Origin of the sequence: Caulobacter sp. D5, assembly GCF_003185805.1 — a bacterium.
Lineage (GTDB): Bacteria > Pseudomonadota > Alphaproteobacteria > Caulobacterales > Caulobacteraceae > Caulobacter.
Map to the genome: position 1 here is coordinate 1 of NZ_QHJY01000350.1, position 14,753 is coordinate 14,753.

A 14,753-nucleotide genomic window follows, 5' to 3' on the forward strand; every position below is an offset into this window, starting at 1 on the left:
TGCACAACAACGCCGCCGACCTGGCCCCCGAGATGAGCCCCGGCTTCGACGGCGATGTCGAGACCACCTCGACCGAGGTCTGGACGCGGGCCTTGCTGGTCAACGTCCGCGGCACGGCCCTGATGTGCAAGGCCGTGATCCCGCACATGGTCGCGGCCGGCGGCGGTTCGATCGTCAACACCGCCTCGAACCTTGGCCTGCAAGGCAACATCGTCCAGGTCGCCTACGGGGCCTCCAAGGCGGCCGTGCTGCAACTGACCCGCTCGATCGCCGCCTCGCACGGCCGCAGGGGGATCCGCTGCAACGCCGTCTCGCCGGGCCTGACCCTGACGCCGGCCGTCGCCGCCCACATCCCCGACAGTCACCGCCAGGCCGTCGAAGCCGAGACCCTGACGCCGTACCTGGGCGAGGCGCGCGACATCGCCGCCGCCGTCGCCTTCCTGGCCTCCGACGAGGCCCGCTACGTCACCGGCCACAACCTCGTCGTCGACGGCGGCACCGCCATCCACGTGCCCGGCTTCGAACGCCTCCAGAGCCTCTGGGCCTAAGGAACCATCACATGAGCAAGACCTACGACGTCGTCGTCATGGGCGCGGGCCACAACGGCCTGACGACCGCCGCCTACCTGGCCAAGGCCGGCAAGAAGGTGCTGATCCTCGAACGCCAGCCGTTCCCCGGCGGCGGGGTGGTGACGCGGGAGATCAACTCGCCCGGCTATCGCCACGACCTGCACTCGTCCTGCCACATCATGATCCAGGGCAACCCGCTGCTGACCAACGACGAGCTGGGCCTCTTCAGCAAGTTCGGCCTGAAGTACAACTACTCGGACGTGCCCTACGCCAGCATCTTCCACGACCAGGAGACGCTGATCACCTACAAGGACCTCGACCGGTCCTGCCAGCAGATCGCCCGCTATTCCGAGAAGGACGCCGAGACCTACCGCGCCTTCGCCCTGCGCAGCATGCAGATGCTGCCCATGTTCGTGTCGGGGCTGTACGCCCCACCGTTCCCGATGGGCGCCTTCATCGCCATGCTCGACCAGAGCGAGGAAGGCCGCGAGATGCTCGACGCCATGAGCCGCAGCTCGCTCGACATCATCGACAACGCCTTCGAGAACGACCGGGTCAAGATCCACCTGCTGAAGCTGGTGACCGAGAACCTGCAGCTGCCCGACGAGCTGGGCACCGGCATGGGCATCTATCTGATGCCGGGCATCATCCACACCTACGGCGTCTCCCAGCCGGTCGGCGGCAGCGGCGGCCTGACCGACGCGCTGGTACGATGCCTGGAGCACTACGGCGCCGAGATCCGCTGCGACGCCGAGGTCTCGCGGGTCATCGTCTCGGGCGGCAAGGCCACGGGCCTGGAGCTTTCCGACGGCGAGCAGGTCTTCGCCAAGGACGGCGTCATCGGCGCCATCCACCCCCATCGCCTGCGCCAGTTCGTCGAGGGCGTGGCCGAACCGGTGCTCAAGCGCGCCGAGCGGGTCAACACCTCGACCTTCAGCCTGTTCGTCAGCCACTACGACCTGAAGAAGCAGTCGACCCTCTACGCCGGTCCCGAGGTGCAGACGGCGACCATGCTGGAGTATTTCACCTTCGACCGGCTGGACGACCTGCTCGACGATTTCGACGCCCTGCGCCGTCGTCGCCTGCCGGCCCGGCCGCTCACCGGCGGCGGCGACGAGACCCACGCCGACCCCAGCCGCGCGCCGCCCGGCGGCGGCATCTGGCACGCCATCACCATGTCGCCCTACGACCTGGCCGACGGCGGCCCCTCGCGCTGGGACGAGATCAAGGACGAGGTGGCGGCCAAGAACCTCAGCTTCTACCAGAAGTTCACGCCCAGCCTGACGGCCGACAACATCATAGCCGCCACCCACTGGTCGCCGCTCGACATGGAGCGCAGTTCGCCCAACAGCTTCGTCAACGGCGACATGCATGGCGCCGCGCCCTTCATGTACCAGACCGTCGCCCACCGTCCGACGCCGGACCTGGGCAACTACACCGTCCCGGGCGTCGACCGGCTCTATCTGGTCGGGCCGTTCCAGCATCCGGGCGGCGGCGTCTACGGCGCGGGCCGGGCCACGGCGATCAAGATGTTCGACGATCTTCGCATCGACTTCGACAAGACCGTGAGCCGGTGAGCGCCATGAAGATCTACGACGCGACCAACAAGGAGCTGATGGCCGTCTCCTCGATCGCCCGCGACGGCGACGACCTGGTCATCAAGGGCAAGATCTTCGGCGCCATGCCGATGACCGCCAAGCTGAGGCCGGAAGAGGCGAGGGCGGCCCTGAAGCTGCTCGACGCCAAGACGGTGCTCTTCCTGCTGACCCTGCTGTTCCGCAAGTCCAGCAAGGCCTGAGACGGGATGACGGGGAGGGCTTTGGCTCTCCCCGAGACCGCTGTTACTCGATTGAAACATACCCCGCCTTCGCCGATGGCTGGTACCCCTCCAATCGCTTTGACCTTAAGGGGCTCCAGCCCCCAGCCTCCCTGCCAACGCCGCGCTCGAAGACGGCGTCATGCATAGAGGGAGGGACTTCGATGAAAGTCGCTTTGCGGGCCGGTGCGGCCCTTGGCGTTCTGCTCGCTGCCGCCGGCGCGGCCCATGCCCAAGGGGCCGCCAAGGCCCCAGGGGCTGATGACGGGACCCAGCTGACCGAGGTCGTGGTCACCGCCGAAAAGCGTGAGACGACCTTGCAGAAGACGCCGCTGGCCGTCAGCGCCATCAGCGGCGAGGCCCTTCAGAAGCAGGGCGTGACCGGGATCAAGGACGCCATCGCCCTGATCCCCAGCGTCCAGATCCAGCAGGCCAACACCGGCGCCAGCTTCTACATCCGCGGCATCGGCGCGCGCGGCGCGCTCGACCTGCCGACCTCGCCGGTGACGGTCAGCTACGATGGCGTCGTCCAGCAGCGCAACGAACTGACCGGCGTGGCCATGGCCGACGTCGAGCGGGTGGAAGTGCTGCGCGGACCGCAGGGCACGCTCTACGGCCGCAACGCCAACGCCGGCGCGGTCAACGTGCTCTACCGCAATCCGGTGCTGGGCGAGTTCTCGGGCGGGGCCAGTCTCCAGGTCGGCAACTACGACGCCCTGCGTACCGAAGGCGTGATCAACCTGCCGCTCGGCGACAAGGTCGCGCTGCGGGTGGTCGGCGGCAGCAACTCGCACGACGGCTACCTGTCCAACGGCCTCAACGACGCCGACGAGAAGTTCGCCCGCGCCAAGCTGCTGATCGCGGCCAGCGACGATCTGCGCTTCATCCTGTCGGCCGAGCGCCAGCAGGCCGGCGGCCAGGGCTCGGGCAACGTGCTGCTGCCGACCAGCAGCCGCAGCGACCCGTGGACCGCCCCGTCCTACGGCAGCCTCTACACCATCCCGGCCGGCGCCGCCGTCTACTGCAATCCCAATTGCGACGCCGACTACAGCATGAAGAACACCACCTTGCGCGGCCAGGCCGACTGGGACCTGTCGTGGGCGCGGCTGACGGCGATCCTCGGCCACCAGGACTTCGAGCGCACCTATCTCCAACCATTCTCGGGCACCTGGGAGAAGGACACCCTGCCGGCCAAGCAGGACAGCGCCGAGATCCGCCTGGCCTCGCCGGCGACCTCGCCGATCTCGTGGGTGCTGGGCGCCTTCTACCTGAAGTACGACGGTTCGGGTCAGTTCCGGATCAACTACACCTTCGACGAGGTTCGCTCGTTCGACCGCAACGTCAGCAAGACCTCGGCCGCCTTCGGCCAGGTGATCGTGCCGCTGAACTACCGCCTGCGCCTGACCGGCGGCCTGCGCTACACCAAGGACGAGGTCGACGCTCTCAACAGCAGCGGCACCCAGGCGTCCTACGCCGCGGGCGGGCTGACCTCGGCCGGCGCGGTGACCAACAGCTACAGCAAGCTGACCTGGAAGGCTGGCGCCGAGTTCGACCTGGCGGCCCGCTCGCTGGTCTACGGATCGGTCTCGACCGGCATCAAGGGCGGCGGCGTCAACGCCAGCGGTATCACCTACGGACCCGAGGAGATCACCGCCTACGAGCTCGGCAGCAAGAACCGCTTCCTCGACAACCGTCTGCAGGTGAACGCGGCCGCCTACTACTACGACTACACCGGCTACCAGCTGTCCTATTACTACTATGTCGGCCTGGTCCCGACCTTCCTGACGGCCAATGTGCCGGGCAAGACCAAGGTCTACGGCGTCGAGCTGGAAGGCAGTTACCTGCTGACCGGCGCCGACCGCTTCGACGGCAGCGTCTCGTGGCAGGAAAGCAGCTTCGGCAACGCCTCGGTGGCCACCTCGTGCTCGGGCACGACCTGCACCATGACCGACCTTACCGGCCGGCCCCTGCCGCGCACCCCGCGCTGGACGGTGACGGGCGCTTACGAGCACCGCTTCGACCTGGCCAGCGGGGCGGCGGTCACCGCCCACCTCGACGCCCAGTGGAAGTCGAGCTACTTCGTGGACCTGCTGCGGTTCAACAACTCGCTGGCCAAGTCCTACACCCTGGCCAACGCCCGGGTGACCTATGACGAGCCCGACGGCAAGTGGTCGATCGGGGCCTATGTCAACAACATCGGCAACAAGGCCGTGCTGGAGCAGGCCAACACCGCCGGTCCGGTCAACGTCTACGGCGTGATCGGCAATCCGCGGACCTACGGCTTGGTCCTGACCGCCAAGTTCTAAAAGGGAAGGGCGGCCCGGATCCCGGGCCGCCCAACTTGTCGATCAGTAGCCCGCTGTGAACCGCGCCCGCACGTGGCGCGGCGTTTCCAGTTCATCGACCAGGGCCACGGCGTAGTCCTCGAACGAGATGGCGCTCTTGCCGTCGGCGTCGAAGATCAGGTGGTCCGTTCCCAGTCGGAACGTGCCGGTGCGTTCGCCGGGCGTGAAGACCCGTGACGGGCTGAAGAAGGTCCAGTCCAGGTCGCTGGCCCGCAGCTGCTCCAGGAAGGCCCAGCCGGCCCGCGCCTCCGGCTTCACATGCTCGGGGAAGCCCGGCCCGTCGACCTCGCGCACACCGGGCGACACCCACAGGCTGCCCGCGCCGCCGACCACGACGTAGCGCTTCACCCCCGCCCGCCGCACGGCCTCGATCAGCCCGGCCGTGTCGACCGAGGTGAACTTCAGGGCGCTGGCCACGGCGTCCGATCCGCGTATGGCCTGCGTGGTCGCGTCGATGTCGGCGGCGTCCAGCGCCCGGGCGTTCACGCGGGGCAGCGTCGGCGTCTTCTCCGGATGGCGCGACAGCGCCGCGACCGTGTGTCCCCGGTCGGAAAGCTCCTGCAGGATCCTCGATCCCGCCGCGCCCGTGGCGCCCAGCAAGGCGACCTTCATGGTTTCGTCTCCCTCGTCTTGGTGAACCGCCAGCCTAGCCTTTGCCCGTTGCTCGCCGCGCATCGCTTTCCTGGCCGCCAGCTATCGGATCAGGCGATTTGACCCTTCGCTGCGCGCAGCCTTTCAAGGGAACGAGAAGAACCGGCCGCAGCGCCGGAGGGGAGGGACGATGCCGAGGATCACCTTCATCGACGCGCGGGGCGTGCGCCGCGAGATCGAAGCCCGCGCGGGCGCTTCGCTGATGGAGGCGGCCGTGCGCGCCAACGTGCCCGACATCCTGGCCGAGTGCGGCGGGGCGCTGTCCTGCGGCACCTGTCACATCTATCTCGACGAAGCCGGCTTCGCCCTGGTCGGCGCGCCCGAAGGCGGCGAGGCCGACCTGCTCGACTTCTCGGACCATCGCCGCGAGACCTCTCGCCTGGCCTGCCAGATCATCGTCACCGACGCTCTCGACGGCTTGGTCGCCACCACCCCTGAGAGCCAGTACGGATGACCGCGCGACCGCCGCCCCGCCGGGTCGTCACCGGCCACGACGCCCAGGGACGCTCGGTGATCCAGCAGGACGCCGGTCCCGCCCTGACCCGCCGCATCGGCGCGGACGGGCCGGTGTTCCACGAGATCTGGCGCACCGAGGATCCGGCCTGGGGCGCGGCCTTCCGTGAGCCGACGCCGGAAGGCCGCCTGACCCTGGCGCCGCCGACCCGCGGCACCCGCATCCGGATCATGGACATCCCGCCCGAGACGCAAGCGATGACCCTTGAGGCCGCCCAGGCCCAGTTCGCGCAGATCGGCGGCGCTCACGCCCTGACCGCGCTCGACCCGGCCGCGCCGCATCCGCTGATGCACCGCACCCGCTCCATCGACTACGCCCTGATCCTGGAGGGCGAGCTGGTGCTGATCCTCGATCGCGAGGAGACGGTGCTGAGGGCGGGCGACGTCGTGGTCCAGCGCGGCACCAATCACGCATGGTCCAATCGGGGCAACGGCAATTGCCGCGTCGCCTTCGTGCTGGTCGACCAGGCCGACAGCGAGGAGGCGCGATGACCGCTGGCGCTTCCAACCAGGTCCTTCAGGGGCTTTTCGGCCTGTCCGGCAAGACGGCTCTGATCACCGGCTCGACCCGGGGCATCGGTCTCGCCATGGCGCGCCTCTTCGCCCAGGCCGGGGCGCGGGTCGTGATATCGAGCGAAAGCGCCGATGACTGCGCCGGCGCCAAGAACGAACTGGCCGGCGAGGGGCTGACGGTCGAGGCGGTGGTCTGCGACGTCGCCGATCCTGAGCAACTGGCGGCGCTCGTCACCGAGGCCGAGGCCCGTTGCGGACCGATCGACGTGCTGGTCTGCAACGCCGGCGTCTCGCTGCACACGGGCTCGCTGACTGAGGCGCCCGACGCCGTCTACGAGGCGATGTTCGACATCAACCTGCGTCACGCCGTACGGCTCTGCTCGCTGGTCGCTCCGGCCATGGCGGCGCGGGGCGGCGGCTCGATCGTGCTGACGTCTTCGATCGCCGGCCTGCGCGGCAACCGCGCCCTGGGCGTCTACGGCCTGACCAAGGCCGCCCTGATGCAACTGGCCCGCAACCTGGCCGTAGAGTTTGGTCCGGCCGGCGTGCGCTGCAACGCCCTGGCCCCAGGCCTGACCGCCACCAGCTGGGCCTCGGCGATCCTGTCGAGCCCCGAGGCGGCGGCCAAGCGCCTGGGCGCCACGCCGCTGCGCCGGGCGGCCGATCCGTCCGAGATCGCCGCGGCGGCGCTGTTCCTGGCCAGTCCCGCCGCGAGCTTCATCACAGGACAAGTGCTGGTCGCCGACGGCGGCACGGTGATCTCCGACGGCGGCTAGGCGTGTGGGGCAAGAACAAGAAACGAGGGGAGGCCCTTTGAAGAAGCCGTTGGTCGCGCGCCTGCGCACCTATCACCGCTGGATCGCCGCCGGCGCCATGCTGGTCCTGACCTGGATCGCGGTCACGGGTCTGGCCCTGATGCTCGACCTGCTGACCGAGCCCCACTTCCCAACCCCGCCGCCGCAGGCCGAACTACCGCTGGAAACCATGGTCGCCGTGGCGGCTGAGGGAGCGCGCCAGGCCGTCGCCACGACCGCGTCGCCCACCGAGATCGTCGTCAAGATCGGCCAGGCCCAGGGCGCGCCGCGCCTGCTGGCGGCGCAGGCCTCGAAAGGCCCGGCGACCACCCGCGTCGTCGCCGAACCGCCTCGCCGGGCGTCCGGCGCCTACCTGCAATTCCGCATCAAGCTGCACGTGCTGCTCGAGCGCCTGCACCGGGGCAACATCCTGGGACTGCCGGGCCAGTTTCTCAGCGTGCTGGGGGGCTTAAGCTTCCTGTTCCTGACCATCAGCGGCGTCTGGATGTACGTCGACCTGCTGCTCAAGCGCCGGCGCCTGGGGCGTCCCGGCCTGTTCTGGAAGGCGTGACCGCATGCTCGTCAAGACGATCCACCGCTGGGTCGGCACAGGGGCGATGGTCTTCGTGGCCTATCTCGTCGCCACCGGCTCGATCATCGCCGTCAACGAGTTCGCCAATCCGGCCGTGTTCGGCGCCGGAGGCGGGCAGGGCGGCCCGGTTCGCACCGAAGCGCAACGGGCGGGGGACCGTCCGATCCCGTCGCCTAGGGACCTCGACCGCATGGCCGCCACGGCCCTGCGCGCGGCCGCCGACCTGCTACCCGACGCCCAACTGACCGGCGCCGAGATCCGCCTCTACGAACGCGACGGCAAGACCCTGGCCGACGTCACCCTGGGATCGGGCCAGCACGCCGAGCGGATCACGGTCGACGCCCTCAGCGGCGCCCGGGTGAGGGGCGCGGCCGAGGCCCAGGCCGCCGTGCGGCTCAACACCCTGCTGCAACGCTTCCATTCCGGCGCGATCGGCGGCCTGGCGGGCAAGCTGTTGATCCTGGCGACGGGGCTTTCCCTGCTGACCCTCTGCGTCACCGGAATCTGGCTCTATCTCGACATGGCCCGACGCCGTTGGGCCATGGGCCGCAGGGAGGTGTTCTGGGGCTAGACCGCGCTCGCCTCCCCGAACCTGGCGGCGGACCAGGGCGCGTCGGCGACGTCGAGCGCGATCAGCTCGAGGATGGGCGCCGGCGCGCCATGCCTTTCGGCCAGGCCGATGTCCGGCCGCGAACGGCGAACAGCAGGCCTGGCGTTCGCGTCCGGCGCGACGACGTCGTCGAGAGGGGCGGGCACGGCTATTCCGCCGCGATCCGGCCGGGCGCGTGCGTCCAGCGGTTCTCGGGAACCGGCAGGCCCAGATGGCCGCGCAGGGTGTCGTGCTCGTACTCGGTGCGGAACAGGCCCTTAGCCTGCAGCAGCGGCACCACCTGCTCGCGGAAGCGGGCGAAGTCGCGCGGACCGGTGACGTGGAAGATGAAGCCGTCGACGGCGCGTCCGACGAACCAGCGCTCGATCTCGTCGGCGACGGTCTGGGGCGAGCCGACGAAGTTGGCTTTCCAGCGGCCGAAGCGCTCGGCCGTCTGGCGCACCGTCAGTTTTTCGGCCTGGGCGGTGCGGACGATGCGCTCGGCATGGCCCTTGTAGCTGTTGAGGCTGAGCTGGCTGACGTCCGGGAACGGACCATCCAGCGGATACTGCTTGAAGTCGTGGTAACCGAAGGCGCGGCCCAGTTCGACGAGCAGCTTGTCGATCTCGCGGCTGCCGGCCCGGGCCTCGGCGATGGCCTGGGCTTCCTCGTCGGTGTCGGCGATGATCGGGGCGATGCCCGGCAGCACGCTGATGTGGTCGGGATCGCGGCCCTGGGCCGCCGCGCGGGCCTTGAGGTCGGCGTAGTATTCCACCGCGTCCTCGAAGGTGTCGACGCCGGCGAACACGCCCTCGGCGATGCGGGCGCCCAGGTCGCGGCCCGCGCCGCTGACCCCGGCCTGGAAGATCACCGGCTGGCCCTGTTTGGAGCGGCTCAGGGCCAGCGGTCCGGCCACCGAGAAGTGCTTGCCCTTGTGGTTCAGCGCATGCTGCTTGGTCTTGTCGAGGAAGACCCCGGCGGCCTTGTCGCGCGGGAAGGCGTCGTCCTCATAGCTGTCCCACAGACCCTGGACGACGTCGACGAACTCGCCGGCCCGCTCGTAGCGCACCGCGTGGTCGAAGTGCTCGTCGCGGCCGTAGTTGCGCGAGGCGCCTTCGAGGCCCGTGGTCACCACGTTCCAGCCGGCCCGACCCTTGCTGATGTGGTCCAGCGAGCCGAACTGGCGGGCCACGTTGTAGGGCTCCCAGTACGAGGTGGTCAGGGTGCCGACGAGGCCGATCTTCGAGGTCGAGACCGCCACCGCCGAAAGCAAGGTGAGAGGCTCCAGCCGGTTGAGGAAGTGCGGCGCGGTGTCGGGGGTGATGAACGGGCTGTCGACGATGAACACCAGGTCGAACTTGGCCGCCTCGGCCAGCCTGGCGTTGTCGATGTACCAGTCGATGTCGATGCTGGCGTCGCCGGCCAGGTCGGGATCACGCCAGCGGGTGTGGTCGGTGCCGACGCCGGCCAGGATCGCGCCGAGTTTCAGTTGGCGCTTCGCGTCATTGGTCATGATCGCCTCCATGTTGTCGTCGCAGCCTTAGCGACGGGCATGAAGTCCGAAAAATCAGCTCTTCTCATGAGCCGTATTCGAGCCGTTCAACGGCAGTGATCCGCCTTGGGATTCCAGGCTTTCCGTCGCCTTATCTTCAGGCGGGATCAGAATTACTGGGTCTGGAAGTGCGAGACGTTCGGCGGCGAGGCGCGCCGCCGAACGTCCGACCCGGCTAGTGCGCGCCGGCGACCATCAGGATCTGCGCCATGGTGGTGGCGATGCTCTCGACGTCGCGGTCCTTGTTGACCTCCATGCCTTCCTCCAGCGAGTGGCCGCGGAAGGTGACGAAGCCCGCGCCCAGCGTCACCGCCGGCTTGCCCAGGCTCATCGGGATGTTGGCGTCGGTCGAGCCGGCCACATAGCCCATCGGCTTGCCCAGGGCGTCGCCGACGGCGGCCAGCTGCTGCACGAACGGCGTGGTGATCGCGGTCTCGCCCACCGGACGGTCACCGACCATCTTGTTGTCCAGGCTGATCACGCCGCGCTTGGTGGAGCGGGCGGCGTTCTCGGCCTCGACGGCCTTGGGCAGGATGGCCAGATAGGCGTCTTCCACGGCCTTCAGCTCGGCCTTGCCCGACGAGCGCATGTCTACCGTCATCGACACCGCGAACGGGATCGAGTTGACCGAGGTGCCGCCCTCCAGCAGGCCGATGTTGTAGACCGTGCGGGGATCCTCGGGGACCTTCAGCTGGCCGAACTGGCGGGCGGCGTCGGCCAGGGCGTAGGCGGGGTTCACCGTGCCGAAGTCGCCCATGCTGTGGCCGCCCGGACCCTTGAAGGTGGTCTTGTAGCGCTTGGACCCGACGCCGCCGTTGACGATCACGGTGGGGCCGCTGGGCTCCAGCGAGATGAAGGCGTCGATCCTGTCCTTGTAGCGGCCCTTGAGGAACAGCTCCTTCATGCCGCGCAGGTCGCCCGGGCCTTCCTCGCCGACGTCGCCGACGAACAGGATGTCGCTCTTGGTCTGGATGCCGGCGGCGTTGATGGCGCGCAGTATGGCCAGGATCGAGCCCAGGCCCACGGTGTCGTCGCCGATGCCGGGGGCGTACAGCTTGTCGCCGTCGCGGCGGACCTTGGTGTCGGTGCCGGCAGGAAACACGGTGTCGAGGTGGGCGGCCACCACCAGCAGGCCGCCGCCGCCCGTGCCCTTGCGCAGGCCCATGACGTTGCCGGCCGCGTCGGTCTCAAGCTCGGTCAGGCCCTCCTTGGCGAGCATGGCCAGATAGGCCTTGCCCTTCTCGGTCTCGCCGAAGGGCGGGGCCGGGATCTCGGTCAGGGTGACGATGTCGGCCACGGTCTGGTCGTAGCCGGCGGCCAGGGTCGCCTTGGCGGTCTTGAAGCCCTTGCTCGCCAGCAGGACCTTGGCCTGCTTGGTGAAGGGCGAGGTCGGGGCCGGCGGGCGGACGTTGCCGAAGTCGACCTGGGCCGGCGGCTTGGCCGGCGCCTGGGCGAGCGCGGAAGCGGCTGCGCCGGCGCAAAGGACGGCCAGGAAAGCCGCCGGGATCATGCGATGTTTCATGGGATAATCTCGGTACTGATGAAAGGGGATCAGAAGGTGCGGCGGACCATCACGCCCAGGGTGCGGGGCGTCAGGCTGACGACCTGGTCCAGCGCGCCGGCGGCCGAGGTGATCGAGACCGGGCCGACCGAGTTGGTCAGGTTCTGGGCGAAGGCGTAGGCGCCCCAGCCCTCGCCCTCGACGCCCACTCGAGCGCCCACGACCGTGTAGGCCGGGACCTTCTCGTAATAGACGTATGTCGGACGGAACTGCGAGGCCGTGCCGCCGGTGTAGCTGGCGTCCAGGTGGACGAGGCCGTTCATCCCGTCGGCCACCGGCCAGGTGTAGTCGGCGTTCAGCGAGCCGCTGAACTTCGGCACGAAGGGCAGGCGGTCGCCGCGCAGGCCGGTCGAGCCCGACACCGTCACCGACGAGTTGGTCATGTCCTCGGTCAGCTTTGCGTCCGACACGCCGATGGCGCTGCTCAGGGTTAGGCCGGTCATCGGGCGCAGGGTGGTCTCCAGCTCCAGGCCGCGGATGCGGGCCGCGCCGGCGTTGGTGATGATGAAGAAGTTCGCGCCGACGTTCGCCTGGGCCTGAACCTGGATGTTGTCCCAGTCGATCTGGTAGGCCGACATGTTCACGGTCAGGCGACGGTCGAACCAGTCGCTCTTCACGCCGGCCTCATAGTTCCACAGGCTGTCGGGCTGGAAGGCCACCAGGCCGCTGGTCAGGCCCGGGATGTTGTTGGCGCCGCCGGGGCGGAAGCCCTTCGAGGCCTGGGCGTAGACCATCAGCGACTTGCTGAACTCGTAGTTGACGTTGACCCGCTCGACCCAGCCCTTGGCGCTGGCGTCCACCTGGCTGAAGGCCGTGACCGGCGAGTTGGAGATGACGTTGCCGATGGTCACCGCGCCCGAGACGGTCTTGTCGTAGTCGAAGCGACGAGCGCCGCCGGTCACCGTCAGGGCGTCGGTGACGTGATAGGACAGCTCGCCGAAGAAGGCGGTCTGCTTGACGTCGTTGTCGATGTAGCGCGCGCCCAGGGCGTCGAACGGCGTGACGGCCATGCCGGTCGTGGCGTCGGCCCGGGTCTGGATGCTGTCGACGTGGTCCTTGCGGGTCTCGTAATAGACGCCGCCGGTCCAATCGAGCTTGTCCTCGAACAGGCTGCCGGCCATCCGCACTTCATGCGTCCAGGTTTCCAGGCTCATCGGCTGCCAGGAGACGGCGGGGCCGCGCGAGTCCGCCCAGGCGGTGTACTGGCTCAGCTGGGCGCTGGAGCAGGTCGTGCCCGACAGGCCGAAATAGCGGCCGCAGGCGGCGCTGCTGGTGCGGTTGTTGGCGATGTTGTTGGTCCAGTCGCTGTTCCGCAGCATCTTCCACTTGTAGTAGGAGGAGGTCGCCGTCAGCGTCGCGAAGTGCAGGTCCCACTCGGCGGTGACGTTGTAGAGCGCCAGCTTGGAGTTGCTCTGGGCGATGGTCTTGCGGTCGGACTTGTAGCGGCCGGCGGCGGCCGACCAGCTCGACTGGCCGTCCACGTCCTCGTTCTGCAGGGCCGCCGTGGCGCGCAGGGTCAGGTCCTCGGTCGGGGTGAAGGTGAACATCAGGCGGCCGCCGCTGGCGGTCGAGCCGTTGATGTCCTGCTTATTCAGCGGAACGCTGTCGACATAGCCGCCGCGCTCTTCGCGATAGAGCACCAGGCGCGCGCCCAGCTTGTCCTGGATCAGCGGCACATTGACCATGCCCTTGCCGTAGAAGCCGCCTTCGCCGCCCTTGGTGGTCGTCGCCTGGGCCTCGACCGCCCCGGCGTAGTCGTTGGTGTCGGCCTTGTTGAAGATCACCCGCAGGGTGCCGCCCATCGAGCCCGAGCCGTACAGCGTGCCCTGCGGGCCGCGCAGCACCTCGACGCGCTCGACGTCGAACAGGTTGATGTCCGGCGTGGTCGAGCCGGCGTCCTGGGTGGTGCCGGTCGGGCCGGTCAGCGGCGTCTCGTCGTAATAGAGGCCGGTGGTGGCTTCACCGGCGCTGCGCACGCCGCGCAGGGTGATGCGACGGTTCGACGGCGTGCCGCCGTCCAGCGCCAGGTTCGGCACCTGGCGGAAATAGTCGTTGATGCCGGTCGCGCCGATGCGGCTCAGCTGGGTCTCGCCGACGGCCGAGATGCTGAGCGGCGTCTCCTGCAGGCTGGTCGAGCGCTTCAGGGCGGTGACGATGATCTCGTCGACGGCCACGTCGGGCTGGACCTTTTCGACCTCCTGGGCGTGGGCCCCGGCGGCGACCAGGCTGGCGAGCGCGCTGGTGGCCAGGGCCGCGCGGCGAAGCGTGCAAAGAGCGGTGCGGTTCATGTTCTTATCCCCTTCGTTGAGGACCGGCCGTGAGCTCGGTTCCGGGCCGCAAGACGGGCGAGGGGCGTTTGCCCTTGCGACTTTCTTCGCCCTTCGGCGCGAAGGCGCGGCTCTGGTCAGGCTGCGCGCAATTTGGGCGCCTGCTGATGAAATGGGCGGCGCGGATGGGAAACTGCGAGGCCTGGGGTGGTTCGCTCGTCGCCAGGCGGCCAAGTTCGCTTAGCCGGTCCTCCCGGTGGCGGGAGTACGGGGTGTCCGGACAATCGAGTTTGGGTCAGGCGGCTTTCGGCCAGTTCCGATCGGACGACATCGACCAGGTCGTGCGGCGGCACGAAGGCGTGCTGCGGCGGTTCATCGCCCTGCGCGTCGGCGGCGGGGCCGATGTCGACGACCTGGTGCACGAGGTCTTCCTGCGCTTCGCCCGCAGCCCGCCCGACGAGCGCGTCGAGCGGCTGGACTCCTACCTTTTCCAGACGGCCGCCAACCTGATCCGCGACCGCGCGCGCCGCCAGCAGGTGCGCCGCCTGGCGGTCCCCGAGATTGAGGAGGCCGCCGCCTCGCAGGCGCCGGCCACCCCCGAGCAGACCCTGATCGACCGCGAGACCCTGACGGAGGTCCGCCGGGCCCTGGCCGACCTGCCCGAGCGCACCCGGCACGTCTTCCTGCTTTACCGGATCGACGGACTGCGGCATCAGGCCATCGCCGACGCTCTGGGGGTGTCGATCAGCACCGTTGAGAAGGACGTGCGACGGGCCATGGCCCATCTGACCCGACGGGTTCGCCGTCCATGACGCCCGCGTCCCATACGCCCGACGAGGGTCTGGCCGACCTCTATGACGCGGCGGCCGCCTGGTATGAGCGCCGGCGCGCGCCGGGCTGGAGCCCGGCCGACGAGGCGGCCCTGACCGCTTGGCTGGAAGCCGACCCCGAACATGTCGAGGCCTATGCCGCCATGGCGGAGGTCGAGGCG

Annotated in this window: 16 protein-coding genes; 11 read left to right on the forward strand and 5 right to left on the reverse strand. The window is 69.1% G+C overall.

Annotated elements, in window-relative coordinates:
• The 4 genes from DMC18_RS20485 to DMC18_RS20500 all read left to right on the forward strand — a co-directional run.
• Window positions 1-548 (forward strand): SDR family NAD(P)-dependent oxidoreductase (locus DMC18_RS20485; RefSeq protein ID WP_110133263.1); only part of this gene is annotated, 548 nt, incomplete at its 5' end.
• Between the two features lie 11 nt (window positions 549-559).
• Entirely contained in the window at window positions 560-2,146 is a 1,587-nt protein-coding gene (locus tag DMC18_RS20490; RefSeq protein WP_110133264.1) for an NAD(P)/FAD-dependent oxidoreductase, read from the forward strand.
• Between the two features lie 5 nt (window positions 2,147-2,151).
• Window positions 2,152-2,367 (forward strand): hypothetical protein, encoded by a 216-nt coding sequence (locus DMC18_RS20495; protein WP_110120391.1) that lies wholly within the window; start codon window positions 2,152-2,154, stop codon window positions 2,365-2,367.
• Between the two features lie 182 nt (window positions 2,368-2,549).
• Complete coding sequence (locus DMC18_RS20500; protein WP_110120380.1) at window positions 2,550-4,691, forward strand: TonB-dependent receptor; 2,142 nt, start codon at window positions 2,550-2,552, stop codon at window positions 4,689-4,691.
• 42 nt (window positions 4,692-4,733) lie between these two features.
• Here DMC18_RS20500 and DMC18_RS20505 read toward each other — a convergent pair whose 3' ends face one another.
• Entirely contained in the window at window positions 4,734-5,342 is a 609-nt protein-coding gene (locus tag DMC18_RS20505; RefSeq protein ID WP_110120381.1) for an NAD(P)-dependent oxidoreductase, read from the reverse strand.
• 169 nt (window positions 5,343-5,511) lie between these two features.
• Between DMC18_RS20505 and DMC18_RS20510 the strand changes: the two genes are divergently transcribed.
• From DMC18_RS20510 to DMC18_RS20530, 5 genes are read left to right on the forward strand one after another with little or no spacing between them, the layout of a single operon-like run.
• The gene (locus DMC18_RS20510; protein WP_110120382.1) at window positions 5,512-5,835 is read left to right on the forward strand and encodes a 2Fe-2S iron-sulfur cluster-binding protein; all 324 of its coding nucleotides are present in this window, start codon (window positions 5,512-5,514) and stop codon (window positions 5,833-5,835) included.
• On the forward strand, window positions 5,832-6,386 hold the full coding sequence (locus DMC18_RS20515) for a cupin domain-containing protein (RefSeq protein ID WP_110120383.1): 555 nt from the start codon (window positions 5,832-5,834) through the stop codon (window positions 6,384-6,386). The genes DMC18_RS20510 and DMC18_RS20515 overlap by 4 nt, the downstream gene beginning before the upstream one ends.
• Window positions 6,383-7,183, forward strand: a complete 801-nt coding sequence (locus tag DMC18_RS20520; protein WP_110120384.1) for an SDR family NAD(P)-dependent oxidoreductase — start codon at window positions 6,383-6,385, stop codon at window positions 7,181-7,183. The genes DMC18_RS20515 and DMC18_RS20520 overlap by 4 nt, the downstream gene beginning before the upstream one ends.
• A gap of 37 nt (window positions 7,184-7,220) precedes the next feature.
• On the forward strand, window positions 7,221-7,772 hold the full coding sequence (locus DMC18_RS20525) for a PepSY-associated TM helix domain-containing protein (protein ID WP_146218149.1): 552 nt from the start codon (window positions 7,221-7,223) through the stop codon (window positions 7,770-7,772).
• Between the two features lie 4 nt (window positions 7,773-7,776).
• Entirely contained in the window at window positions 7,777-8,364 is a 588-nt protein-coding gene (locus DMC18_RS20530; protein ID WP_110120386.1) for a PepSY-associated TM helix domain-containing protein, read from the forward strand.
• Here DMC18_RS20530 and DMC18_RS20535 read toward each other — a convergent pair.
• The 4 genes from DMC18_RS20535 to DMC18_RS20550 form a co-directional block, all read right to left on the reverse strand.
• Window positions 8,361-8,549, reverse strand: coding sequence for a hypothetical protein (locus DMC18_RS20535; protein WP_110120387.1), 189 nt, complete (start codon window positions 8,547-8,549; stop codon window positions 8,361-8,363). The two genes, DMC18_RS20530 and DMC18_RS20535, sit on opposite strands and share 4 nt — an antisense overlap.
• A 2-nt stretch (window positions 8,550-8,551) precedes the next feature.
• The gene (locus DMC18_RS20540) at window positions 8,552-9,895 is read right to left on the reverse strand and encodes an LLM class flavin-dependent oxidoreductase (RefSeq protein WP_110120392.1); all 1,344 of its coding nucleotides are present in this window, start codon (window positions 9,893-9,895) and stop codon (window positions 8,552-8,554) included.
• A 214-nt stretch (window positions 9,896-10,109) separates the two neighbouring features.
• Complete coding sequence (locus DMC18_RS20545) at window positions 10,110-11,456, reverse strand: M20/M25/M40 family metallo-hydrolase (protein WP_110120388.1); 1,347 nt, start codon at window positions 11,454-11,456, stop codon at window positions 10,110-10,112.
• Window positions 11,457-11,485: 29 nt separating this feature from the next.
• Window positions 11,486-13,783, reverse strand: a complete 2,298-nt coding sequence (locus DMC18_RS20550; RefSeq protein ID WP_110120389.1) for a TonB-dependent receptor — start codon at window positions 13,781-13,783, stop codon at window positions 11,486-11,488.
• A 251-nt stretch (window positions 13,784-14,034) separates the two neighbouring features.
• Between DMC18_RS20550 and DMC18_RS20555 the strand changes: the two genes are divergently transcribed.
• Together DMC18_RS20555 and DMC18_RS20560 are read left to right on the forward strand one after the other, a co-directional pair.
• On the forward strand, window positions 14,035-14,574 hold the full coding sequence (locus DMC18_RS20555; RefSeq protein ID WP_158285953.1) for an RNA polymerase sigma factor: 540 nt from the start codon (window positions 14,035-14,037) through the stop codon (window positions 14,572-14,574).
• Window positions 14,571-14,753, forward strand: a 183-nt coding sequence (locus DMC18_RS20560) for a FecR/PupR family sigma factor regulator (RefSeq protein ID WP_146218151.1), incomplete at its 3' end; no start/stop codon positions are given. The genes DMC18_RS20555 and DMC18_RS20560, both read left to right, overlap by 4 nt.